Origin of the sequence: Vibrio sp. 10N.222.52.B12, from assembly GCF_002875385.1 — a bacterium.
Taxonomy (GTDB): Bacteria; Pseudomonadota; Gammaproteobacteria; order Enterobacterales; family Vibrionaceae; genus Vibrio; species Vibrio jasicida.
On record NZ_MDAW01000110.1, the window covers coordinates 157,374 to 182,668 of the forward strand.

Sequence of the window (25,295 nt, forward strand, 5' to 3'; positions counted from 1 at the left end):
TGGATGAATGCACTGTTATGCAAAGCTATTGTTAGATAAGTCATCTATTGCTATGCGATTAAGAATCTAGAAATGAAAACGTCACCTGAAGAAGGTGACGAGGGTAACTTTTTTACTTTAGTCAGTAGCTCAAAAGAGGTAGAAAAACTAGAAAAGATGACTAGTTACAACCCAAAGTAAAGCAAGAAATCCAACAAAATAGAGGGAGGAAAAAACGACCGATTTAATCAATTCACCCATTTGAGACTTTTCAGTAATCATGTGAGCCTCCGCGATTGTTTACTAAAGTACAACTCACCAACGCTACGCAGAGAAACGCCAGCATCTCCACCCAAATGCCTTTCTTTCCCCAACCTAACGATTTGCACTGTTGTTCTGTAAGGCTCAGATCGATGTCTTCTAACCACTGTTCTTCTTGATACATATTTTGTCTCCTCTTCTGGAAACCTATGCTATGCAAAATTGGCGTTCAGAAAAATCAAAGACTATTTAACCCTTGTTTAGAACAGCTAAACGATAGTCGTGAGAAAGCAAATTTCAGATATAAAAAATCCGAGCTCAATGGCTCGGATTTCTCATAAAATATCGATTAAGCAATGCGACGAAGATTAATCTTCAGCACTTGGCTCAGCAGGTTTTTTCTTCGGGATAAACACATTGTCACCCACTGCCACGTTTTGATAGAAACCTTTATCACGCTGAGCGGGTTTCTTCGCCACTTTCTTCGCTTGAGGGCGAGCCTTCTTCGGTGCTGCTTTATTACCACGGAAATCAGGTTTACGCGTCTTCAAACCTTTAAATTTGCCCTTTAGGTCTTCAAATACCGAGAATTGCAAATCTTGTTGTAGGTAGAGCTCAACACGCTTGAAGCTGTCCCAGTCTTTAGGACCAACCAGTGAAATCGCATCACCTTTATTACCAGCACGGCCTGTACGACCAACACGGTGCACGTATTCTTCTGTGTGTTTCGGCATATCAAAGTTGATAACGTGCGTAACTGTTGAGATATCAAGACCACGTGACGCTACGTCTGTCGTAACGAGGATCTTAAAGACTGCGCGTTCAAACTGACTCATGATGGTATTACGTTGAGTCTGGTTCAAGTTACCACTCAATGCGACTGCTTTGAGCTTTTTCTCGTTAAGCTTAGTAGTCAAACGTTCAGTATCGTCACGAGTCGCTGTAAAGATGATCACTTGACGATATTCAGCTTCTTCCAACACACGCTCAAGAATCGCTTCTTTGTGGTCAAGGTGATCACACAAATAGAATTTCTGAGTAATGTCTTTGTGCTCTTCGTTTGAAACACCTACAGCAATGCGTTTTGGTGCATTCAACATCTCTGATGCAATACCGTTCACTTCTGCGTGGTCCAATGTTGCAGAGAACATCAACGTCTGACGACGGCGGTGTTTAGCTGCGTTGTGGATGCGGCGAAGCTCTGGTGCAAAGCCAAGATCGAGCATACGGTCTGCTTCATCAAGAATCAGCGTTTCCAATCCATCTAGGTACAATGAACGGTGTTCTAGATGGTCAGCCAAACGTCCTGGTGTAGCAACGATAAACTTAGGGTAACGACGCAATGCTTTTACTTGGTCGTTAAAGTTCTCACCACCTAAGATCAAAGTAGCATCGTAAGACAAGCCAACTAACATTGAGCGTAGCTCGCCATATACCTGTTTCGCTAACTCACGCGTTGGCGCAAGAATGACCGCACGTGGGTCTTTCGCAGAAAACGACTTCGTCTTTAATGACTTGTGAAGCATTGGTAATACAAACGCCAAAGTCTTGCCAGAGCCCGTTTTCGAAGATGCCAATAGATCCTTGCCTGCAATCGCAACAGGAATCGCCTGCTGCTGAATATCAGTCGCTTTTTTGAAATCGTAGTGTTTTAGGTTCTTCAACAATCGGTTGTCTAGGCCTAGATCTTTAAATTGCAAAGTATTCTCCAATAAATAGTCATCGTTTGAGCGCTTTTTCAGTGTCGTTTCCGCTCTAACGCAGCAAAAAATAAAAGCTCGGTATAATACCGCAAATCATAGGAGTATAGATAGAGATCACACAAACTAAATGTACAAGAAATAATAAAGTTTCATGTTAGAAACTTTCATTTGCGTCAATATCGTCTAAATTATTGATATCAGGAACGTGGCGAGAGAGCTGCTGTACTACCTGATACAGGCGTTAAAGGTGAGTAAACGCTCACTTATGTAAATTAAAGGTTAGCGTCCGTATCAGGTACTCTATGAAATCCTTGGATTTTTTTGACTTTTGCTACATCATGTACTGATAGAATGTATTCACATTTACCACTACGACTATATGACACAAAACGTATAGCGTAGGAATTTAACTATAGGCAAGGAGTTCTAATATGAACAAAACGTTGATCGCAGCTGCAGCAACTTCAGTACTTCTACTAGCAGGTTGTGCTTCTTCTGACGAAGCAGCAACAGCTACTAAACTAGACGAACTAAGCAACCAAGTTAGCCAACTAAGCCAAGACGTACAGTCTCTACAGTCTGACGTTCAAAAGTCTAGCGACGCGGCTATGGCAGCTCAAGAAGAAGCTGCACGTGCTAACGAGCGTATCGACAACATCGCTCAGTCTTACACTAAGTAAGATTTGATTCCGCGCTTTAACGCCCGTTAAGGCGCGGTAATTTCTACAGGAACACCATTTTGTGCAGCAATCGCTGCTTTTGCTTTCGCATTCGTCATACCAAATTCATCTAACCACCAGTCCAATTCTTTTGGCACAACTAAGTGATCTTTCTCGCCATTGCTGCGAGTTAACGGCTCGTGAGCTTCAACAAACACACTGCGGTCTGGTTCTAAAGCTACTTTGACTGGTTGATTAATGATTTGAACTTTTTCGCCACGACGCACTTTATCAAACAACCATTCGATGTCGTTTGGGTCCATGCGAATACAACCCGCGCTAACACGCATGCCAATGCCAAAGTCTTTGTTGGTACCGTGGATTAAATATTCACCATGGCCATAAGCTAGGCGAAGGGCGAACATACCAAGTGGGTTATCTGGACCAGCAGGGACAACAGCTGGCAAATCAATACCTTTCGCTTTGTACTCAGCACGTATAGAAGATGGCGGCGTCCAAGTTGGATTTGGTCGTTTCTGGCTGATGCTCGTCGTCATAACGGGTGTATCACGACCAATTCGGCCAATCCCAACAGGGAACACATAAACAATGTCTTCTTTCGGTGGGAAGTAGTAAAGACGCAGCTCGGCTAAGTTAATCACAATGCCTTTGTGTGCGACCTCAGGAAGAATAAGTTGAGTTGGAATAGTGAGGACGTGCCCTTCTTTTGGAAGAAATGGGTCTACGCCTTTGTTGGCTGCCATTAACGCAAGCATGCCGACATCATACTGCTTCGCAATATTCGCCATGGTCTCGCCCTGCTCCACTACATGATTCTCCATGCGGCCGATCACACGAGCGCCGTCTTCTGGCAGTTGATACATTTTGGCGAATGACAATCCACTCACTAAAGACAACGATATCGACAACAGGGTGCGCTTTGCGATACTCATAGGACGCTTCTTGCTTGGCATCTCTCTCTATTCCTTGGCGTTTTTAAAGAGCCGTAAGGTTATCTCTCTTTCTACCTTGTGATCAACCATCGGCTTGTGATAATCCAGTAAATTAAAGCCGCTCCATAACCAAGGGCTATGAATGAATTTATTCGGTACCTCTTTAATTTCCGGTACCCAATGGCGAACAAAGGTGCCATCAGAGTCAAACTTTTCGCCCTGACTGATAGGGTTGAAGATTCGGAAGTAAGGTTGGCCGTCACACCCCGTTGACGCTGACCATTGCCAGCCACCATTGTTTGCCGCGAAATCACCATCCACCAGCTTACTCATGAAGTACGCTTCCCCCCAACGCCAGTCGATATGCAAATCCTTGGTCAGAAAGCTCGCGACAATCATGCGCAGACGATTGTGCATCCAACCAGTCGTGTTCAGTTGGCGCATAGCAGCATCAACAATAGGGTACCCTGTTGTGCCTGTTTTCCAGCGTTCGAAAGCTTGCTCATCATAAGACCATTGGATCTTCTCTTCCCATGGAATGAAGCCCTTTCCTCTAACAAGCTTTGGTTCAAACACCAATAGGTGTTGGTAAAACTCTCGCCAGATAATTTCACTTAACCAAGTGGCCTTCCCTTCAGTGAGATCAGGAATTGGGTTTTCTGCATAAAGCCTTGCGATACATTGTCTTGGTGACAGCGCGCCAATTGCGAGATAGGGAGATAACTGACTCGTGCCATCAACCGCAGGCAGATCTCGCTCAGATTGATATGCATTGCTGCGCTCACGGGCGAACTCTCTCAGTTGCTGGACAATGTCTGTGGTTGAGGCATGCCAACGTTCACTGGACTCGCGCGGATAAGAAAAAGGCATATCAGCATGATAGCGATAGGCTTCAACCTCTTGGAGCACGTCTTTAGGCAGCTCGGCTTGCGGTTGTGGCTTGAACACCATTGGCAGTTGGAATTTCAACAACCAAGCACGTTTAAATGGTGTGAAGACTTTGAAATACTGCCCCTGCTTGTTTAACACCGTGGTTGGTGCATGAACACATTTGTCGTGGAAAGCTTCAAACGTAACTTCGCTTTCAGCCAGAACTCTCGCTACGTCTCTATCTAAAGCTTGCTCGTTGACCTCATAATGAATATTCGCCATGACACTTTTCACGCTCAACGATAATGCCCAGCTCTTGATGACCTCAGTCACGTCGGTAAATTCAGGCACCTCTTTATACAGAAGCGGGATATTAAGATCAGAAAGCTCTTCTTCGAGATGCATTAAACGTCTCGCAATGAGGTCTGCCTGCATTGGTGCCATATGGTGCGTTTTCCATTGCTCTGGCGTTGCAACATAGCAAGCGACCACAGGGTGCCCAGTATCAAGGGCGGCCTTCAATGCAGTGTGATCTAACGTTCTAAGGTCTCGTCGAAACCAAACCAGAATCATGTCGTCTCCTTACGAGGGTAAGCTAGTTAGCAAAATGCAACTTCTCAATAACTTCAGAGAACTGAACTTGCTCAGGGCATTGCGTTTTCAGCGTGGATAACGCTTCTACTTGCTTAATTGGCAGGGCCTTGTTTGAGAAGAAATGAAGCTTTTGGTATAGAGCCACTACATCATGATCGATAAGACCCGAAACATCTTCTACTTTGTCGACCAAGCTAATATGGAAACCCTGTTCGCATAATCTTGCCGCCTCTATCCAGCTCTCAGACTCACGAGCTTGCTCGAAACTGATCAGCAGACACTTACCTTTTGAAGAAGCCTTATTTTCAGACTCAACAACCATGGCAAGGCGAGTAATCAAGCAAGTTTGAAATAAACCCGCCTGAAGGGAGCGCAGTGAGACCTTCACGAGTTCAAGAGCGTCCACCACCGGAGTGATCAGTTGATCGATGACAATAGTCAATGGATACTCTTTCAAAACGCTGGTTAGAAGCTTCTCAGTTTTACCACGGTTAAGTTCAGCAAGAGCCTTAAGCAGCGACTCGACTTCTTCTAGAGGTTGCAAATTCACAGCAACATCGGCATTTTCTTCTTGCCCGAGTAGGCCCTTTACCTTGCCAATGGCAACCCCTTTCGACAACCACCCTTGTATCTCTTTTATCGTATCTAAATCTTGTTGGCGGTATAGACGATGGCCTTTTTCGGTTCTTTGAGGTTGGATCAAGTTGTAGCGCCTTTGCCAAGCTCTGAGAGTAACGGGCTTAACACCCGTTAACTCAGATACATCTCGAATGGCGTAGAGTTTTTCTTCTTGGCTACAATCCATAACGTAATCTCATCTCCTGCGGGTATGGTTCTAAATATTTTTGCTGTTGCAAATACTCATCTGGGTATGTATTGAGATAATGCTTAATAAGCGTTAACGGGGCAAGCAATGGTAACAGCCCTGTGCGGTAGTCACTGATGACTGTCGCAAGCTCTTCTCTTTCTTGACCAGTCAATGAGCGCTTGAAGTAACCTTGTAGGTGCATCAGAACATTGGTGTTGTTCTTTCGACTGGCGCGATTCTGTAACGCTTTCATCAGACCTAAACGATATTCGTTGTAGAAGTCATCAATCTCATAACTCGCAACATCTGCCACCAATCGACCTAGAGAGCGGTAGGATTCTGGGTGATGTGCCATCAACGTCAGTTTGTAACGAGAGTGAAAGGCGATAATTTTACCGCGTGTTGGTTCTCCACCCATCGATTCATAAAAATCGTTCAAACAGTAAATGCGCGTAATGAAGTTTTCTTTTAACACAGGGTCGTTGAGACGGCCGTCTTCTTCTACTGGTAACCACGGCATTTTTTCCATCAAGGTTCTGGTGTACAAGCCAATGCCCTCTTTCGCAGCACTGTTCTTGCTGTAAACCTTCACGCGTTCCATGCCGCAAGTTGGTGACTTAGCACATACTATGTAGCCACACAGTTGCTCGCCTTGAAGCTCGTTTACTTTATTTTCCGAGTACGTCAACATTTTATCGGTATGATCGTTCTCGGGATTTTTGGTTTCGACCAGCGCGATACGTTCTTCATTAGTGACCAAACGAATCGTTGGACGGGGGACGGTCATACCAACGCCAACTTCTGGGCAAACCGGCACAAAGCTAAAGTACCCGTCGAGTTCTTTTGTTACGAAGTTGCTAATTTTGTGCCCTGAGTCGAAACGTACACGTTCACCTAATACACAAGAGCTGATACCGACTTTGATTGAAGATTCCATGATGACGCATCCCTATACAAAATGTTTTGTTGTATAACTTATAGCAAGTGAATTTAGATTGTACAAGAAAATAAATTGTACAATTTAACCGTTTTACTGAGCTAGCTAGGAATTCGATCAGTGAGATCTCAGAAAATATTGTGCTTCGAAACGGTTTTTTGTGCACACAATCAACAAATCGCTCAAAAGCAAATCGATTGCCTTTTTGCTTTCAACAGATTTAGTTATCAACAGAACATTTAAACACTAGAACAGACCGTTTTGTGACTTAACTCTCAAGCCACCTTTACACGTCCCGATATTATTGCCTCAACGAAAACGAACAAGTTCAACAGAATTGGTAATAGCGTTCTATAATAGAGTCATTTTACCAGAATCAAACTTTGGAGAGCACTTATGGCAACCCCACATATCAACGCACAACCAGGTGATTTCGCTGAAACAGTTCTAATGCCAGGCGACCCGTTGCGCGCTAAATACATTGCAGAAACGTTTCTAGAAGATGTGAAACAAGTTTGTGATGTTCGCAACATGTTCGGCTTCACTGGCACTTACAAAGGTAAGAAAGTTTCTGTAATGGGCCACGGTATGGGTATCCCATCTTGCTGTATCTACGTACACGAACTCATCGCTGAATACGGCGTGAAAAACGTTATCCGTGTAGGTAGCTGTGGTGCAGTACGTGACGACGTGAAACTAATGGACGTTGTTATCGGTATGGGTGCATCTACAGACTCAAAAGTTAACCGTATCCGTTTCAACAACCACGACTTCGCTGCAATCGCTGACTACGATCTTCTAGAAGAAGCGGTTAACCAAGCGCGTGCTCAAGAAGTACCAGTTAAAGTTGGTAACGTATTCTCTGCAGACCTGTTCTACACACCAGAGGCAGACCTGTTCGAGAAGATGGAAAAACTAGGCATCCTAGGTGTAGACATGGAAGCGGCTGGTATCTACGGCGTTGCTGCTGACCTAGGCGCGAAAGCTCTAACTATCCTAACAGTTTCTGACCACATCATCCGTGGCGAAAAACTAAGCTCTGAAGAGCGTCAAAAGTCGTTCAACGACATGATGAAAGTTGCTCTAGAAACAGCAATCAACATCTAAGAAACACCTAAGTAGTAAATAGCAGCCGGGGCCTGACCAGCTGCAAGAATTATCCCGAGGGGGCGATTGTGTCTAACGGCGAACTGCCAAGGGACGCAGATGGGTTACAACTCAACTTTTGTAAAACATTGGCGTGTGACAACTTTGGATTGAGTGATGCAAAGCGATACGTTTTGCAACATGCTAACCCTAAACGTCCGGCGATGGTATGCCGTGAGTGTGGAGCTTTCCCCCCCTTACTTAATAATCGCGATGTAGTGAACGAGCTTCATCGTCTGCGTCACGTCCACAGTGACGGATTACCTGCTTGTCGCAACGATGACTGCGATAACTTTGGGCTTTCTGTCCATACTCATAAACACCTCTATCACGCTTTCGGTTACAGTGGCGATCGCCAACGTTACCGCTGCAAAGTGTGTCAAAGTACCTTTGTCGATAAATGGTCTGGTGCCAATAAAAAGCTTCAGTTCCAAGAGAACTTGATGGGCTTGTTGTTTACCGGTTATTCCGTTCGCGAGATCTGCCGTAAACTCAGCATTAATCCAAAAACCTTTTACGATCATGTTGATCATATTGCTAGCCGCTGCCGCCGCAAACTGGCGACGATCGATGCTCGCTGGGTAAACCATGCCGAGCACTATGAGTTGGCATCGAACTATGTTTCCCTGCAACCACATAGCAACAACGGCGTATACTGGATCGCTTCTGGTGAAGCACACTCTGGCTATATTCTATGTCAGCATGTGAACTATTCTTCTAATGATGAGCCGGTCGCAGCACTGGATCATAACCCTTACGATGAAGTGTCACGTTTTGTATCACAGGAATACACCGCAGAAGCAAGTGAAGCACCCGGCGAACCTTCGAAGAAACTTCGCGAGCGTATCGACCAGAAGTACCAAACCATTTTGGCGCGTGGTAACGTAGAGGACCCACTGGGCAACCTTTCTGTTTTCCATTACCCGTCAAAAGGTGCTTTGATTCGCCCGCCTTACACCTCTTACGCTCACTACCTACATGTGTTGGATATGTGCTGCCCAGAGAAACGGGTTTCTATTTACATGCCTCAAGATCCCCTGCTCCGCTCTGCCGCGTTGAGCGTTTGTTTATCTCGTATTCAAGAGAAAAACGTTGACTTGATGTACGTTGAAGAAGACGCAAACTGGGATATGACTGCGCCATTTGGCAAAGTAGACATTGCTTACATGAGCTGGTGGCGAGATCGTTGGGCGATTTCACGTCAATACGAAGCAAACAAAGGCATTTGTTACTTAGCTGGCGACAATAACGAACCTGAGTCATGGTTCAATGTTGCGACAACACGCCACATTCAATTCTATCAAAATCGTTTTCAGCTTCTGTTTGAGAGCTTCATCAACGAGCCACGTCGCAAATTACGACCTGCTGGCATATTACCTCTTTTAGATATATTCAGAGCTTGGCATAATTTGTGCTATCAAGATAAGCAAGGGCTTACCGCCGCTCAGAGGCTGAAAGTAACGGACGCACCTCTGACGATCAAACAACTGCTGTCGTGACTATTTAACACTTTACTCATTTAAATGTGGTAAATAGATGCTGACCACGGTATATATTACGGTACCCAATACCTTATTGGTGTAGCATTCTTTCTACACCTGAAATGATAGTCGCATCTAACCACATAATATTTAGGTGTAAATTCCAGTTCGATAGTCATGGATGTGAACGTTGGATAAAAGCCAAATTCAGCTAGAAGCAGAGCTAAACGCCCTCGATGGCCAGATAAAATCTGATCCGGAACGCGCATTTCGAATCGCCGAACAATGCAGAATTCGTGCGGAGCAAATCCTATTTGTTGATGGCGAAATTCGAGCATTGATCATCATGGCGCATGCCTGTTGGTGTAGCATGGACTACCGACACGGGCTCAAACTCGTCAAAGACGCCTACAGCCTTCAAATTCAACTCGACACCGACGATCATTTACCTGAAATCCTTCACCTCTTCGCCTTGCAATACTGGGGACAAGCTAAATACTACTCCGCCCAACAGTACTGGATAAATGCGTTAGAACAATCCGCATTGGTTGATGATATTGAAATCCAAATCGAGGCCCTTATCGGACTTGGTAACGTTTGGCGCATCACCAACGAACACAAACTAGCCGCATCCACACACGAATTAGCCGTCAAAGTGGCAAACAACGTCCGTATTGCATGGTTAGAAGGCAAAGCTCGAATCCTACTCGCATGGGATTATTATCTGCTGAATAACTTCGTTGAAATGCTGACGGTGCTAGATGGCGCTACCGAGGTACTTCGTGATCATGACGACAACACATGGCAAGCTGAAATTTGGGATTTTAAGGGATTGGCATTACTGGGATTAGAACGTCTCGATGCAGCAGAAGAGGCGACTCAGAAAGCACATCAACTCGCGATTGAACAAGACCTAACTTGGATGAAAGCGCACTCCTTCATCAGCCGAGCCCGACTCGAATTGCTGCGCAAGAATACCGAAAACGCCGCCTCCTTACTGCAATCTGCAGAGCAGTCCGCCCTGAGCTTTGATAATGGTGAACTGCTCAGCCAAATCTGCTTTCAGCAATCGCGCGTCGCAGAAGAACAAGGCGATTATGAAGGCGCTTTCCAAGCCTTCCAAAAATATCGCAAACATGCGCTTAAAATGCTCAAGGAGCAGACGCATCGAGTAAGTATGGATAAAGCGCGAGGATCTAAACGTCAGTTAGAGCAACGCGCGAGAAAGCTCATTAACCGTATTCGTGCCCAGCATGAATACGATCCAGAAAAACAGTTCTCCAACGTTGTATCCGAAACCTATTGGTGGGAGCAACTGGTTCTATTCAAAACAGAGCTTAAGCAATCAAACCACGCGATCATTATGATCCGCCATACTGAGCCAGCTTTCCTTGATGTGTGTACTGAGCTCGTTCACTCATTAACGACATCCAGTGACTTGATCTCTCGTTTGAGCAGCGATCGCTTAGCTATGTTGATCGCAGAGAAAGATCAAGCGGCAGAAGACTTGTACCGCACGGTTTGTGCCATGTTAGACATCTACCCTTGGAAACGACGTGGCTTAGCCGGAGCTAAACCGACCCTCTATCTGCAAGATATCCTGACCTTCCCGTTCACATTGGAGCAATTGGAAGAAAGCCACATTGAGGTAATGAAGAATGGAACAACTGCTTAGTAAAGTGACCGATGCAGGCATGGACCCTTCTTCTGTTACTGGCGAAGAAGCGCTGATCCTTTGGGAACATATTCGCTTTCATATCGCGTCAACAAATCGTGAAAAAGCCCATTGCCACATCATCAGCGCAGAATATCGCAGCAAAATCAAACAGCTGAGTACCAGCATTGAAGAGCTTAGACAAGCTTTAGACTTACTCAAATTGCCTGAGGATGTCGAAGACATTCTATCCGTCAAAGCGAGCCTGAGCGATCGTCTGGTTGAAAAGGGCGATTACAACGCAGCGTTAACGGAATACATAGCTTCCACCAACATTGCGGTGGAATACGGTTATATCGACGAATACGTACTTGCCATTATTGGCATGGGCAACTTGTGTGACGCTTATGGTGACCATAACAAGGCGCTACGCTACTACCAAAAGATTGATGCTATAGACCATGCTATTGGCAGTCGTTCGCTTAGGTTGCGTTACAAGCTTTACATGTTAGCTTGCTATATCAGTATACAGCGCATTGGTTCAGCAACTGACTTACTTAGCGAATGTGAAGAGTTGAGTATTTTGGTGAGTGACAAAAACCTCACCAGCCAAATTCATTTATACCGTGCTAAGTTATTGCGTCTACAAAACGAGTGCAACCAAGCCCTGATTGCGATTTCACATATTCAATACTCGACAGGTAAGCAGCACACTCAATGGCTATCGACCATGGTGAAAATCGAAACGGCTTACTGCTTAAACGAAATCGGACACCAATCTCTGGCAAACCTGCTTTTATCCTCGACAGGCAAGCGCATTAATGAGTATTCCTCTCCACTGATCGCCAATCGCTTTTACAATGCAATGAGTCAAGTGTGCTCTTCTCAAGGCCAATTTAAAGAAGCTCTCAACTACGAGAAAAAAGCATTCCGTGTTGAATCCGACCTCATCAAACATATCCCAATCGGTGAGCTAGGTGCAGCCCAATTACGTCGCCTCACTCGCTTTGAGTTGCAGCTTAAATTGATTCTTTCTGAGATTGAAAACAAAGAGCTGAAAGAAACCACTAAACAACACAAAAATACCGTAGCGCAGCTACAGCAGGATGTATTTACCGACCCACTCACTTCGCTGCACAACCGCCGTTGGTTAGAAGTGAAGCTGAAAGACTTGTTGTTGCATGACACGTCATTTGCACTGATGGTGATTGATATTGACCATTTCAAATCAATTAACGATGAACTGAGTCATTTAGTCGGTGATAAAGCAATTCAGAACGTATCAAAAGAGCTGTCTGGCTACTTTAAATTCCGAGGGTCATCTTGCGTTCGCTTTGGCGGTGAAGAATTTTTGGTGATTCTGGAAAATACAGAACTTGCCCGTGCAGAGATGCACGCCGAAAACTATCGCGAACGTATCTATCAGTTTGGTTGGCATGAAATATTAGGTGAGCGTGGCTTGACCGTTTCCATCGGTATCACACTTCATCGTGAAGGCGAGAACACACAACGTACCTTCTATCGCGCTGATAAAGCCCTCTACCGAGCCAAGGCCAACGGCCGGAACCAAGTGTGTACGGAGCTTTAAAGCAATCAATAAAAAACGCCCCAGCATCAACTGGGGCGTTTTCTTTGGATTCAATCAACAATATTACAGGAAGAAAAGCGAAATACCGCCCAACGCCATCAAGGTTCCCATGACACTTTTCACACCCACCTTTTCCCCGCGCACAGCATAGATCACCAAGATAAACAACGGACTGGTTGCAATGAGAGTTTGTGCAATCGCTGGATTGGCGTATTTCAATGCAACTTGCTGTAACCATAACGCTAGGAAAGTCCCAACGAAAATCGCCAGCAATAGCCAACCCATGGCTTTATTCCCCATTGTTGTGATGTGCCGTTTAATCCCTTTAAATGGTTCAGGTTCGACAACCTTAATCACAATACACACGGCAAGCACACCAATGCTCAATCGAATCAATGCGCCTAAGAGCGGCGGCAAATCACCCGCGACGAGGGCATAGTGAGAAATCACCACACCTGAAGCTTGGCAGACACTGGCCAATAAACCAAAACCAATGCCACTCCAATTTGTCGCCTCACCGGAAGAAGAAGGCTGGAACACAACAAAAGTCACCGCTGCGGTGGTAACCACCACACCCAGCCAACTCTGCAAGGTTAACTCCGAACCTAAAAAAACCAACGCAAGCACACCAGACAACGGCGGAGCTAGAGATTCCAACAGTAAGGTTTTGTTTGGCCCAATGCGCTTGAGCGCAGCGAAATAGGCAGAATCACCAATCGCAATACCAATCACCCCAGACACCGCCAACACCGCCAGATGCAGAGGCTCGATCTGGGTAGGTAAACCTTGCGGCAGTAATGGCATCACCACCAGCATCATCATTGATGCAATGATGCCTTTCACAATGTTCAGCTGCATCGCCGAAAAGCGGTGGCTAAATTGGCTATATATCCAAGTGGCCAAAGCCCATACTATCGCAGCACCAATGGCCGCGATCTCACCAGAATATTGCACTGCTTACTCCTTCGTATTGCATGCCGTATCTCTCAATAACAGTGAATCAAATTATAAATAACTTGATTCACTTATTGTTCTATCAAATACTTAAACAGTTAATTTACGTAAGTTTTTCTATTTGGCAACAAGCACAGGGAAGTAAGATGTTTCTAGACTATTTTGCACTTGGGTTACTCATTTTCGTTGCTTTGGTTATCTTCTACGGAATCATTGTGATTCACGATATTCCTTATGAAATAGCGAAAGAGCGCGAGCATCCTCACCAAGATGCGATTCATTATGCAGGCTGGGTTAGCCTTTTCACATTACATGCACTTTGGCCGTTTCTGTGGATTTGGGCAACCTTGTGGCGTAAAGAACGTGGCTGGGGCTTTAAGCAGCTCGAACAAGAAACACATGATATACATCATCGACTTGAAGAGCTAATTGATGAAGTCAACGAATTGAAAAAAGAAGTCTCAACGCTGAAAGGTAAACAACCTGTATCAAGCGTTTCAGTTCAAAAAGAACAAGGTAAGGAGGAACAATAATGGATTTACTACTGGTTCTGACTTACGCAGCGCTATGTATCGCGATTTTTAAAATCTTCAATATCCCATTGAATAAGTGGACAGTACCAACGGCTGTACTCGGTGGCGTAGTGTTGGTCGGTACACTTATCTTACTGATGAACTACAACCACCCATTCACACAGATTGGTAACCAAGTATTCTCAACCACACCGGTGGTATCAGGTGTCCGTGGTCGAGTGATTGAAGTACCTGTTCAAGCAAACCAACCGTTGCAAAAAGGCGATGTTCTTTTCCGTATCGACCCGATTCCGTTCCAAGCAGAGGTCGATAAGCTACGCGCGAAAGTGAAAGAAGCAAGCCAAGGTGCATTGGGGCTAGAGTCGGGCGTTCAAGAAGCAGAAGCTGCGGTCATCAAAGCCCTTGCAGAGCGTGATAAAGCGCAACGCGAATTCGACCGTTATCAACGTGGTTTTGATCGTGGCGCGTTCACTGAGCAACAACTGGATACTCGTCGACAAGCGTTTAAAGCCGCCCAAGCAGCACTAGAGGTGTCGCAATCTAAACGAGAACAGGCACAAATCGCACTTGACTCGGAAGTTGGTGGAGAGAATACGCAAGTTGCCTCATTGCTAGCAGAACTTCGCCAGGCTGAGTTCAATCTTGATCAGACCGTTGTTAGAGCCCCAACCGAAGGCTATGTAACGCAGCTTGCTTTGCGCCCGGGAGTGATGGCGGTGCCTTTACCGCTAGCACCGGTGATGACTTTTGTGCATACCGAGCAAAAACTGTACACAGCCGCTTTCCGCCAAAACTCTTTGCAACGTTTAGAACCCGGATTTGAAGCGGAATTCATGTTCCGTGCACTACCTGGTAGTGTGTTCAAAGGCAAAGTGATTGAAGTACTGCCGGCAATCGGTGAAAGCCAATTCCAAGCTCGTGGTGCGCTACTTGGTACAGAGGCCCTCCGTACAAGCGGACGTGTATTTGTAACGCTTCAAATCACTGACGATCTAACTGAATATCATCTACCACTAGGTACAGCCGTAGAAGTCGCGGTTTACTCGGACAGTTTCACCCACGTTTCTATCATGCGTAAAGTACTTATCCGAATGAAGAGCTGGCAAAACTACCTATACCTAGATCATTAATTTAACGAACAAAAATCGTACTAAAAAGTGTAATCAGGGGCTGACAGTTAGCCCCTGGTTGCATTCTAGCCATCCAGACAGATAGCATTCCCACTTTTATCAATATTCTGTATAATGCGCGCCTTATTTTTGATGCTTGCTGTAAAACTAAGCCAGTCAAAAGGATGCGTGAATCCAATCACACATTTCTTGAAGAAAGATAGAGCAAACAATAAGCAGCTTGGTTGTTTCCAAACTTTGTTACACAATCAGCGCTATAAAAACAAAGCAAGTGAACGTTCTTTAAAATCGACAATTGAACTGAGGTTATCTATGAATCTTTCTGCTAAAACCGTAGTGGTTATTGCAATCGGTGCTGCGCTATACGGCATCGGCGGTTTGCCAATGTTTGGCATTCCTGTGTTTGCAAACACGACGCTGAAACCAGCAATGGCGGTATTGGCATTGTTCTCAGTGTTATTCGGCCCTCTTGTAGGCTTCTTGGTTGGCTTCATTGGCCACTGGGTTACTGACCTATTTGCAGGCTGGGGCGTATGGCTAACTTGGGTACTTGGTTCAGGTATTGTCGGTTTGATCATCGGTCTTTTCCCTTCTCTAACACGTAATCGCTTAGAGACAGGGGACTTCAATATGAAAGATTTCGCGTTGTTCGTGGTGCTTGCTCTATTGGGTAACGTATTTGGTTACGGCTGCTCAGCCTTCCTAGACACCATCTTGTATGCAGAACCGTTCACTAAGGTATTTACACAGCTGTCGATCATCGCACTGGGTAACACCATTCTTATTGCTATTGTTGGCTTCTTCATTCTTAAGTCTGTCGCAAAACGTAACAAGCAAAGCCGCAACTTAACAGAGGCTTAATGTCGAATGACAATCGAATTTTCTAACTTCTCTTTTAGATATGAGTCGCTGGACAAACCGACGCTAAAAAATATCAATCTAAGGATAGAGAAAGGAGAGAAAATCGTCATTATCGGTCCAAGTGGTAGTGGTAAATCTACCCTTGGCCAATGTCTTAACGGACTGATCCCACATGCGATTAAAGGGGAAACCAGTGGCCAGCTGACCATCAATGGTCAAGACACTGCCCCTTTTGATATGCACCAATTCACCGAACAAGTTGGTACTGTATTGCAAGATACGGACAGCCAATTTGTTGGTTTGAGCATTGGTGAAGACATCGCATTCGCGTTGGAAAACCAATTGATGTCTAACATCGACATGTACCCATTGGTCAAAGCGACGGCCAAAATGGTCGATTTGGAACAGATGTTAGATCGCTCCCCTCACGATTTATCAGGCGGTCAGAAACAGCGCGTTTCTTTGGCGGGTATTTTAGTCGATGACGTCGATATCTTGTTGTTTGACGAACCACTTGCTGCCCTTGATCCAAAGACGGGTAAGAAGACCATCGAGATTATCGATGATCTGCACCGCGAAACGGGCAAAACCATCATCATTATCGAGCACCGTCTTGAGGATGTACTGCACCGCTCTGTTGACCGTATCATTCTGATGGAAAGCGGTGAAATCATCGCAGATACCACACCAGATGAGATCTTAACGTCCCCACTTCTTGAAGAATACGGTATCCGAGAGCCTCTTTATCTTTCTGCTTTGAAAGAAGCAGGCTGCGCGATTGAAGGCGATGCAAAACCATCGAGCTTAAGTACATTGCCATTGGCGCAATACCAACCCGCCGTCAACGCATGGTTTGAAGCCTCAAAAGCAACTAATGTTGAAGAGCAAGCCGAGACTCTTCTGGCTGTTCGTAACCTTACCTATTCATACGATGGTAAGAAAAACGCACTTGAAGACGTTAGCTTCGATGTAAAACGCGGCGAATTCGTTTCGGTATTGGGTAAAAACGGCTCTGGGAAATCCACCATCACTAAGCTTGTGATGGGCGTGATTGAACCAGACCAAGGTTCGATGATCTTGAACGGCCAAGACTTAAATGAGCTAACGATTTTCGAGCGTAGCCAAAAGGTTGGCGTGGTAATGCAAAACCCAAATCATATGATTTCGCATCACATGATTTTCGACGAAGTGGCTTTTGGCCTGCGTAACCGTGGCGTTGAAGAGAAACAAGTCGAAGCGAAGGTATTGGAAGTCCTCGAGCTGTGTGGTTTGAGCAAGTACCGTCATTGGCCAATTGAGGCATTAAGTTACGGTCAGAAGAAGCGTGTGACGATTGCATCGATTCTTGCCCTAGAGCCTGAGCTTTTGATTCTGGACGAGCCTACTGCTGGACAAGATTACCGTAACTACACATCAATGCTGAGCTTTATCGAGAAGCTTAATCGTGAACTTGGCATTACGGTGATGATCATCTCGCACGACATGCACTTGGTCTTGGAATACACCACTCGTTCCATCGTGATTGCTGATAGCAAGTTGATTGCCGACGCACCAATGATCGAAGTGTTTAGTTCCCCAGCACTATTAGAACAAGCGAACTTGGCAACAACTAGCTTGTATGAACTGGCCACTGAGTTAGGCATTGAGAACACAAACGACTTTATGCAGCACTTTATTGACGTTGAAAAAGCGCATCGAGAGCGTGAAAACAGCGCCGATATCCAAGCTTCAGAAGCTCAAGATTCACAAAATAATGATGCTAAAAACATTGAGAAAGTAGTGGCATGAAAGACAACAAGATGAAGTTTGGTATCAACTACATCGATACCCAATCGCCACTGCACAAACTCAATGGCATTACCAAATTTTTGATGTTCATTGCGTGGGTAACGGTGGTACTTACGACCTTTGATTTGCGCATCATTGCTCTACTGATCGTTGTAGGTCTTGGTTTGTTAAAAATGACCAAGGTACCTTTCCATGTGTACAAGCCTTTGCTGATCGGTACAGGCAGTGTTTTGTTGATTAATGCGCTGTTTATGTTTGCATTAGCACCGCAACAAGGCAGTGAATACATGGGCTCAACAACGGTATTGTTATCGTTACCGGGTAATTACTCACTCACCCAAGAGACCTTGTTTTATCTGGTGACCGTGACACTGAAATACTTCAGCATGTTCCCAATTGCCTTGGTGTTTGTGTTTACTACGCATCCTACTGAGTTTGCGGCAAGTTTGAACCGCATGGGTGTGCCTTACAAAATTGCTTATGCCGTCAGTTTGACCTTGCGTTACTTGCCAGAAGTGAAGAAGGACTTCGTCAACATCATGCACGCTCAACAAGCTCGTGGTGTTGAACTGAGTAAGAAAGCGCCGTTGTTTACCCGTATGAAGAACGTTTCTAAGATCTTAGGTCCGCTGATTTTCTCTAGCCTAGATCGCGCTGACCAAATCTCTAACGCGATGACATTGCGTGGTTTTGGTCGTCATTCGTCTCGTACTTGGTACAGCCTAAAGCCGCTGACCAAAGCCGATATGGTGTGTATGGCAGGCATCGTCGTGATTGTCACCGCTGCGATTAGCAAACGCGTTATAGACACTCAACTGTTTTGGTATCCGTTCTAAACGAACCAGTCTCACGTTGAAAACCGAATACAAAAATGGGATGCCTCTGCATCCCATTTTTATAACCCAATTTCTCGGTAAGTCATTGAGTAGTAAGTACTAACTTAGTTCCACTTCAACACACGAGTTTCGTTGCCCTCTTCCGGCTTAGCTGGGATATTCAAGGACAGTAACAAGCTCACTGCGGCCATAGCTGCACCAATGTAAAACACGCTTGAAGGCGAAACCAACCAAATCACACCAAAGGTTACCGGAATCACGACCGCTGCAATGTGGTTGATGGTAAACGCTACACCAGCGGTTGATGCCATGTCCGCCGGATCGGCTATCTTCTGGAAGTAAGTTTTGATTGCAAGTGCCAGTGCAAAGAACAAATGGTCAATCACGTACAATGCTGCCGCCCACTCCGCAGTTTGCACTAAACCGTAACCGACGAAGACAAAAATCAGTCCCACATATTCAAACATCAATGCTTTGCGCTCGCCAACGGCTCCGATAAAGCGACCAATACGTTTAGCAAACAGGAAGTTGAACAAGTAGTTGATTAAGAAAAGCAGTGTGATGTCCGCAGCCGAATAGCCAAACTTCTCCACCATCAAGAAACCAGCGAAGACCGTGAAGATTTGACGGCGCGCACCACTCATAAAGGTCAATGCATAATAAAGCCAGTAACGCTTACGCAACACCAACTTTTTGTTTTGTGGTACTTCCGTTTTGAATTCAGGGAACGCAAACGCCATCACCAGAATCAATACAAAACCGATACCGCCCGCCAGCAAGTAAACCGTTTTGAATTCTAATTTGAGCTGCTCAAGCAGAATCCAAATCGCACCATAAGTAATCAAAGACGCTAGTGCACCAACCGATATAAATTTGCCTAACATTTCTGGTGCTTCTTCTTTGGTTAGCCATTGCAAAGAAAGGGATTGCTTTAACGTTTCAAAGTAATGAAAACCAGTCGACATCAACAAGGTTGTAAAAAGAAGTCCAAACAAAGATGGGAAGTAACCTGTGATTGCCGTGCCCAGTGTCAGCATGGCGAGCGAGACCAACATAAAACGTTGCTCGCGGATAAACAGCAAAACAAAGACAACAGTGAAAGCAAGAAAACCGGGAATCTCACGCACACTTTGCAGTAAGCCGATATCTGCTCCATCAAAGTTGGCTTTTTCGATAACGAAGTTGTTCAGTAGCGCCATCCAAGTGGAGAAGGCAATAGGAACAATAATGGAAATCAGCAGAAGAAAGTTCTGTGGCGTTCTCCAGCTTTTATGTGGCGTATTCATGATGAGTCCTTAGAATATGAAGCCGCCATCATACCGCCAAATGTAACAAAATCGCAATATCCTTATAAATTATTTACCTAGCTACTTTCTTAACATTATCCTAAACTTAGCGACAAATTCCATTAAAAATACTCACTACTAAGATTGCAATCTTGCTACTTTTAAACATTTCTTTACATCCTCTTCCTTTGAAACAAACCCGTTTTCGTCGGCAACAATTGAAGCTTATGCCTGGAGATAAAAGGTTGTGAGCTTCTTGTTGAACGCGTGCAGAGTTATACTATTGCCATTCGTCTTTCTTTTCGGCATCAGCCACACTTTTTGTCTCGATATTATGAAAAAACAAGTCCTGTTTCTTTGCACTGGTAATTCCGCACGATCTCAACTTGCTGAAGCGATATTTAACCATATGGCGGGCACGCTCTTTCATGCTGATAGTGCAGGTGTTCACCCTAGCGAAGTAGACCCAAGGGTGTTTCAAGTATTAGATGCACATTCAATCTCTGGCGAGTCACTGCATTCGAAGGATTATGCCGACGTTGAGAACAAGTCTTATGACTTTGTGGTTACATTGTGCGATAACGCCAAAGATGAATGCGTGATCTTCGAACAAAACATCGACCAATTACATTGGAACCTAGTCGATCCAAAACCACTCGAAGGCACAGAACCGTTCCAAAATACGGCCAAAGAATTGATCGAGCGCATCAGTCTATTTCTACTAGTAAACAGTGAAGAAAACCGTACACAAGTGGATCCAAGTAGTTTCTTTAAACTGATGAGCGATCCGTTGCGACTCAAAATATTGATGCTGCTAGAAGATGAACAAGACTTAACCGTCACCGATCTCAAAAACGCTTTGAACGAAAGCCAGCCAAAAGTCTCTCGTCACTTAGCATTGCTACGAGACACGACATTCTTAAAAGATACACGCCATGGCTTATGGATCCATTATCGTCTTTCCCCTTCGCTTCCTATGTGGATTAAGCATCTACTCCAAATAGTGCGTGTCGGTAATCCAGGCATCATTAATATTGAAAAGAACCGCTTGAAAGCCGCACAACAAAGTGAGCAATAACCTTTTTCACTCAGCTTAAGACATACTAATGCCTCGATGAAAAACCGCTGCATAAATGATTTGGAGCGGTATCGCTTTGTCAGCGACAAGTCAGTATCAAAACTTGGTGTTAACCCAACCCACCCTTACAAATAAGACGCTGATAATATTGGTAAAAATCACCTTCAATTCGTCATGTTGGGTACAGCCCAATATCATAAATACCCCATGAACAAGTGAAATGCCTTCGTGGTGAGCATCGTTAAAATACCCTCTATTCAAGATGCCTTTTGCAACCGTAACCAACACGATACTGTTGAACTCGATTTGCTACTTATTGTCCCGACTCCAGCTGGTAGCAGTTTGTGACTCCACATAAGCCTTTCCCACCCACTCCTAGGGTGGGCTTTTTTTCAAAAAATGCAGTGTGTAGGCATTCCAGTCCTATATCTTTTAAAGGTGATAACTTCGGCTAGTATTCATTGAGGTATCATCTGAACATCAGCCAATAAACGGCTCAATCAATATTTCATCTTTGATAATCGAGAATACCCATGCGAAACGCTAAAATCGCGAAGACCATTTTGTGGGTTGTGGTCGGCAGTTCGATGCTTTGGCGTCAGCTAGTCAGCATGGACTACCTGCTCCATTAAACAAGCAGACCGCACGCCTAGTGATAATGAGGTAAAGCCTCATCGAAAGCCCTTTTCTCACGGAAGAGAGAGGGCTTTCAACTTTCTGTTCCTATCTAAACGTCTATAGTCATCTGGATGATGAACAATCTTGGGAATGCCTAAATCCTTTTTAGTACCGATGCTAAATTAAGCGCCGAATTGAGAGATTAGGATTCATGAGATGAAATACGCATTTTCAGTGATGTTATTGTCACTGCTTCCTGTGGTCGCAAACGCTGGCCCTATCGACCCGAAATGTAGCCCTAAGAAGCTGGCTAACGGTGTAACAAAGGTAGTAGGTAACCGTTGTACGCTTGACGAGACGATCGCGGATACCACGAAAGAAGCGCTAGGCGTCGACCATCGCGTTAACCCTAAGAAGCGACTAGAAAGAAAAGGCCTTATCAAAGACGAAAAGTCGGACTAAGCGCCCAGCTTCCATTCCTTCCTAAAATGGCCAGTGTTTATCGACACTGGCCATTTGGTTTTAGCTCAACCGAAGCCCCCTCACCTTTAATGGTCGTAGGCCCAATATCAAAACGGCATGCTTCACCACTAAGGTAAACGGTATTCAATAGATTGTGCTCTTGATAAGTGACTCTGACTTGAGACTCCATAGGAGCAACAACGATGATGTCAACTTCACGTCCAGTGGGTTGAGCTTGGTTAACACAACCAGCGCTAAGTAAAACAAGAGGAACTAAGAGGCTTTTCATAACAATAGAGTCTTTCATTCACGTCATAACAGTCAAAAAAAACCACCCAGATACAAGGGTGGTTAATAAAAAGGAATACGCTATTTCTATAACAGTGATGAATCTTAATTAAGCTCAATAATATTTTGATGGCATCGAAAAATTAAGCAAAACTAGACTGCCTACCAGCTAAACTCGCTCTTTGTTCTATTACTCTTTGTTTTGTTACTCAATGTTCTTCACATTCAGTCGATTCTGGAACTCAAACACCTTTTCAGGACAAACATCTAAACAACGCCCGCAACTCATGCAGGTTTGATCCATCACGCGACGGTCGCCTTCTTTTAATGGTTGACGCAAAATCTCCGGCTCGGGGCAAACATAAAAACAATCCATGCACTTAGTACAGTCTTCTCGGCGCACGGCAGTGACTCGCATTAAACTCTTGCTACCAATCACGCTGTACGTTGCTCCCAGTGGACACAAGTGTCCGCACCAACCATGTTCTACGAGCAATAAATCGAGAACAAACACCAGCAAAATAAGTACCCAACCTGCTCCCATGCCAAACACTATGCCTCGATGCAATGCCGCCACTGGGTCTAACCAAGTCCAAAGCACTGAGCCCGAAATCGCGCTGCCAAGCATCAATGCAGGAATTAACCAATAGCGAATATTTGGCGACCAACGATAACTCGCTTTGAGATTGAGTTTTCTGCGCAGCCACGCAGCAAAATCTGTCACGATATTGAGTGGGCATACCCAAGCACAAAAAGCGCGCGGAGCAAGAATCGCGTAAAACACCAACACAATCGCTACACCTAGGAAAGCGTTAAACTCTGGAATATGACCTGTGGCGAGAGACTGTAATACAATCAGAGGATCGCTTAATGGCACCGTATTAAGCAGCATACTGGAAGACAAATTGCCTTGCAGAATGCCCCATGTTGGCCCTGCCATAAACAGAACAATGATGGTCAGTTGGCATAATCGACGTAGAATGAGAAAACGATGCGCACGCCACCAGCCCAGTTTTTCGATGGCTTCTTTGCCAGCATCTTGCGCTAAGTTCTTGGCCATTATTGACCTCCTTTGAGCGACTCAAGCGCACCACTTGGTACTGGATTATCTGCTGGTAAGACATTTTCAAGCGGCTTGTCGATTTCTTGCCAGCCAAAATTGTAGTGGCTACCAACCTTACCTTTCGCTAGATCCGTTGGCACCACTTTGATCGCAGCCACATCAAGCACACAAGCTTGTTCGCATTTGCCACAACCCGTACACACATCAGAATTGACGGTCGGGATCAGTTTCGCGTGATAGCCCGTTCTATCATTACGAATGTTCTCCAGCGTTATCGCTTCATCAATTAGCGGGCAGACACGGTAACAAACGTCGCAACGCAAACCTTGCCAGTTCAGACAGGTCTCGTGGTCGATCAGCACAGCCGTCCCCATTCTCGCATCGTCTATATCGGTAAGATCATGATCCAACGCACCGCTAGGACAAGCCACGACACAAGGGATGTCTTCACACATTTCGCAAGGAATATCGCGCGCAGTGAAGTACGGTGAACCAGTTGCAACTGGGGATAGCAGACTCGCAAGCTTCAAAGTGTCATAAGGGCACGCCTGAACACACAGCCCACAACGAATACAGGCAGACTCAAAATCACCTTCTGGCAAAGCGCCAGGCGGACGAATAGGCACACCTTTAGTTTCGCGTGCTTGACTCTGCAAAGACTGCAAACCAAGAACACACGCTGCCGCACCCACACCAGCGGCGGTACGGGCAGTGTCACGCAAAAATCGACGTCGACTTTGCGAGACTTTTGACTGAGAGGATTTCATTATTATTTTCCTCAAACACGCTCTAATTGCTCTTAAATAAGTTAAGCATAAATAGCGCTAAAAAGGCGTGCTCCCCATACCCCATAAGAGGTAACTCAAGTGTCTCTTGATTAAAATCAACTCGTTGCAGATACCGACTTCACACTTTAGTGAAAATGGCTTTATTTCGTTATTTCAAAGTTCACCATTATTCTCCACAAAATGAGAGTTACTCAGTATAAAAATTCAACACAAAATCACTCTCATTGGTATTTTCAATGATAATCCACTATGAAAACTTAAAATTAGAAATACGTAACATACTCAATTAAAAGTAGTTTGGTGCCTAAAGCTAAAAAAAACACTATTCAAACCGCATTTCTCTGGTTAGATTGAAATTAATTCCAATAAACCAAAGGAGAGAAGCATGGAAATCATCGTACGTCCAACCACTGTTGAAGACGCTGCTGCACTAGTCGAAATCTATTCACAACCGAAAGCACAACGTGAAACCCTGCAACTCCCTAAGCCATCTCTCGCGATGTGGGTCGACCGACTATCCAACATGCCCAGAGGTGTTTACAGTTATGTCGCAGAAATCGATGGTAAGGTGGTCGGAAACATTGGCTTTCATCACTCCCAGCGCCCAAGAACATCACACACGGCCTCGTTTGGAATCGGTGTGCACGATGAGTTTCACGGTTTAGGGGTCGGCAACGCGTTGATCAGCACCGTAACGGAGCTCGCCGACAACTGGCTCAATGTTCGACGTATTCAAATCGAAGTGAACACCGATAACGAAGCTGCCATTGGCTTATACAAGAAACACGGTTTTGAAATAGAAGGTGAATTGGTCGATGCCTCTTTTAGAGACGGTGAGTTTATTAATACTTACAGCCTAGCCCGTATCAATAAACCGAAAAACTAACGTCTATTGACCTAAAAACTGCCTTTATATACCCAAGTAACCTCGAGATACTTGGGTATATCTACCTTCGGGTCGATTTTGCTTTCTTCGC

Annotated in this window: 24 protein-coding genes; 13 read left to right on the top strand and 11 right to left on the bottom strand. The window is 45.0% G+C overall.

Features of this window, described 5'->3' with window-relative positions; genetic code table 11:
• Window positions 1-250 precede the first annotated feature (250 nt).
• Complete coding sequence (locus BCT11_RS28140; RefSeq protein WP_197072687.1) at window positions 251-424, bottom strand: hypothetical protein; 174 nt, start codon at window positions 422-424, stop codon at window positions 251-253.
• Window positions 425-608: 184 nt separating this feature from the next.
• Window positions 609-1,952, bottom strand: coding sequence for a DEAD/DEAH box helicase (locus tag BCT11_RS09650; RefSeq protein ID WP_102388226.1), 1,344 nt, complete (start codon window positions 1,950-1,952; stop codon window positions 609-611).
• A gap of 422 nt (window positions 1,953-2,374) precedes the next feature.
• Here BCT11_RS09650 and BCT11_RS09655 point away from each other — a divergent pair, with 422 nt between their 5' ends.
• A complete protein-coding gene (locus BCT11_RS09655; protein WP_038868479.1) occupies window positions 2,375-2,623 on the top strand; it encodes an Lpp/OprI family alanine-zipper lipoprotein in 249 nt (82 codons plus the stop codon).
• A gap of 26 nt (window positions 2,624-2,649) precedes the next feature.
• Here BCT11_RS09655 and BCT11_RS09660 read toward each other — a convergent pair whose 3' ends face one another.
• From BCT11_RS09660 to BCT11_RS09675, 4 genes are read right to left on the bottom strand one after another with little or no spacing between them, the layout of a single operon-like run.
• Entirely contained in the window at window positions 2,650-3,576 is a 927-nt protein-coding gene (locus BCT11_RS09660) for a L,D-transpeptidase family protein (RefSeq protein WP_080774309.1), read from the bottom strand.
• A gap of 6 nt (window positions 3,577-3,582) precedes the next feature.
• The gene (gene phrB / locus BCT11_RS09665) at window positions 3,583-4,998 is read right to left on the bottom strand and encodes a deoxyribodipyrimidine photo-lyase (protein WP_102388227.1); all 1,416 of its coding nucleotides are present in this window, start codon (window positions 4,996-4,998) and stop codon (window positions 3,583-3,585) included.
• Between the two features lie 22 nt (window positions 4,999-5,020).
• Window positions 5,021-5,824, bottom strand: coding sequence for a MerR family transcriptional regulator (locus BCT11_RS09670; protein ID WP_102388228.1), 804 nt, complete (start codon window positions 5,822-5,824; stop codon window positions 5,021-5,023).
• Window positions 5,814-6,764, bottom strand: a complete 951-nt coding sequence (locus BCT11_RS09675) for a DUF523 and DUF1722 domain-containing protein (RefSeq protein WP_042604819.1) — start codon at window positions 6,762-6,764, stop codon at window positions 5,814-5,816. Before BCT11_RS09675 ends, BCT11_RS09670 begins: the two co-directional genes overlap by 11 nt.
• Before the next feature lie 396 nt (window positions 6,765-7,160).
• Between BCT11_RS09675 and deoD the strand changes: the two genes are divergently transcribed.
• From deoD to BCT11_RS09695, 4 genes are all read left to right on the top strand, one after another.
• Complete coding sequence (deoD, locus tag BCT11_RS09680; protein WP_042604820.1) at window positions 7,161-7,871, top strand: purine-nucleoside phosphorylase; 711 nt, start codon at window positions 7,161-7,163, stop codon at window positions 7,869-7,871.
• Window positions 7,872-7,939: 68 nt separating this feature from the next.
• Window positions 7,940-9,409: a lactate dehydrogenase gene (locus tag BCT11_RS09685; RefSeq protein ID WP_038876325.1), complete on the top strand. Its 1,470-nt coding sequence runs from the start codon at window positions 7,940-7,942 to the stop codon at window positions 9,407-9,409.
• A 172-nt stretch (window positions 9,410-9,581) separates the two neighbouring features.
• On the top strand, window positions 9,582-11,066 hold the full coding sequence (locus BCT11_RS09690; protein ID WP_038868473.1) for a hypothetical protein: 1,485 nt from the start codon (window positions 9,582-9,584) through the stop codon (window positions 11,064-11,066).
• On the top strand, window positions 11,050-12,633 hold the full coding sequence (locus BCT11_RS09695; RefSeq protein ID WP_038868471.1) for a GGDEF domain-containing protein: 1,584 nt from the start codon (window positions 11,050-11,052) through the stop codon (window positions 12,631-12,633). Before BCT11_RS09690 ends, BCT11_RS09695 begins: the two co-directional genes overlap by 17 nt.
• A 63-nt stretch (window positions 12,634-12,696) precedes the next feature.
• On the opposite strand, the gene BCT11_RS09700 is transcribed toward BCT11_RS09695, so the two are convergent.
• A complete protein-coding gene (locus tag BCT11_RS09700) occupies window positions 12,697-13,587 on the bottom strand; it encodes a DMT family transporter (protein WP_102388229.1) in 891 nt (296 codons plus the stop codon).
• Between the two features lie 146 nt (window positions 13,588-13,733).
• Between BCT11_RS09700 and BCT11_RS09705 the strand changes: the two genes are divergently transcribed.
• The 5 genes from BCT11_RS09705 (at window position 13,734) to BCT11_RS09725 (ending at window position 18,735) form a co-directional block, all read left to right on the top strand.
• Window positions 13,734-14,120, top strand: a complete 387-nt coding sequence (locus tag BCT11_RS09705) for a DUF3302 domain-containing protein (RefSeq protein ID WP_038868469.1) — start codon at window positions 13,734-13,736, stop codon at window positions 14,118-14,120.
• On the top strand, window positions 14,120-15,250 hold the full coding sequence (locus tag BCT11_RS09710) for an HlyD family secretion protein (protein ID WP_038868468.1): 1,131 nt from the start codon (window positions 14,120-14,122) through the stop codon (window positions 15,248-15,250). The genes BCT11_RS09705 and BCT11_RS09710 overlap by 1 nt, the downstream gene beginning before the upstream one ends.
• Before the next feature lie 312 nt (window positions 15,251-15,562).
• Window positions 15,563-16,111 carry an ECF-type riboflavin transporter substrate-binding protein gene (locus BCT11_RS09715; protein ID WP_038868496.1) on the top strand — a complete coding sequence of 183 codons (549 nt, stop codon included), beginning with the start codon at window positions 15,563-15,565 and terminating at the stop codon, window positions 16,109-16,111.
• Between the two features lie 6 nt (window positions 16,112-16,117).
• On the top strand, window positions 16,118-17,899 hold the full coding sequence (locus BCT11_RS09720; protein WP_102388233.1) for a DUF3744 domain-containing protein: 1,782 nt from the start codon (window positions 16,118-16,120) through the stop codon (window positions 17,897-17,899).
• The gene (locus BCT11_RS09725) at window positions 17,896-18,735 is read left to right on the top strand and encodes an energy-coupling factor transporter transmembrane component T (protein WP_041053873.1); all 840 of its coding nucleotides are present in this window, start codon (window positions 17,896-17,898) and stop codon (window positions 18,733-18,735) included. The genes BCT11_RS09720 and BCT11_RS09725 overlap by 4 nt, the downstream gene beginning before the upstream one ends.
• A 104-nt stretch (window positions 18,736-18,839) precedes the next feature.
• Here BCT11_RS09725 and BCT11_RS09730 read toward each other — a convergent pair whose 3' ends face one another.
• Window positions 18,840-20,021, bottom strand: coding sequence for an MFS transporter (locus tag BCT11_RS09730; RefSeq protein ID WP_102388234.1), 1,182 nt, complete (start codon window positions 20,019-20,021; stop codon window positions 18,840-18,842).
• A gap of 331 nt (window positions 20,022-20,352) precedes the next feature.
• On the opposite strand from BCT11_RS09730, the gene BCT11_RS09735 reads away from it, so the two are divergent.
• On the top strand, window positions 20,353-21,099 hold the full coding sequence (locus BCT11_RS09735; RefSeq protein ID WP_102388245.1) for a metalloregulator ArsR/SmtB family transcription factor: 747 nt from the start codon (window positions 20,353-20,355) through the stop codon (window positions 21,097-21,099).
• 834 nt (window positions 21,100-21,933) lie between these two features.
• Window positions 21,934-22,179, top strand: coding sequence for a hypothetical protein (locus tag BCT11_RS09740; protein WP_005439002.1), 246 nt, complete (start codon window positions 21,934-21,936; stop codon window positions 22,177-22,179).
• A gap of 37 nt (window positions 22,180-22,216) precedes the next feature.
• On the opposite strand, the gene BCT11_RS09745 is transcribed toward BCT11_RS09740, so the two are convergent.
• The 3 genes from BCT11_RS09745 to napG form a co-directional block, all read right to left on the bottom strand.
• Window positions 22,217-22,468, bottom strand: coding sequence for a hypothetical protein (locus BCT11_RS09745; RefSeq protein WP_009704957.1), 252 nt, complete (start codon window positions 22,466-22,468; stop codon window positions 22,217-22,219).
• Between the two features lie 204 nt (window positions 22,469-22,672).
• Window positions 22,673-23,527, bottom strand: coding sequence for a quinol dehydrogenase ferredoxin subunit NapH (gene napH / locus BCT11_RS09750; RefSeq protein WP_038868464.1), 855 nt, complete (start codon window positions 23,525-23,527; stop codon window positions 22,673-22,675).
• Entirely contained in the window at window positions 23,527-24,297 is a 771-nt protein-coding gene (gene napG, locus BCT11_RS09755; RefSeq protein WP_005439014.1) for a ferredoxin-type protein NapG, read from the bottom strand. Before napG ends, napH begins: the two co-directional genes overlap by 1 nt.
• Window positions 24,298-24,703: 406 nt before the next feature.
• Here napG and BCT11_RS09760 point away from each other — a divergent pair, with 406 nt between their 5' ends.
• A complete protein-coding gene (locus tag BCT11_RS09760) occupies window positions 24,704-25,204 on the top strand; it encodes a GNAT family N-acetyltransferase (protein WP_042604825.1) in 501 nt (166 codons plus the stop codon).
• Window positions 25,205-25,295: the final 91 nt, after the last annotated feature.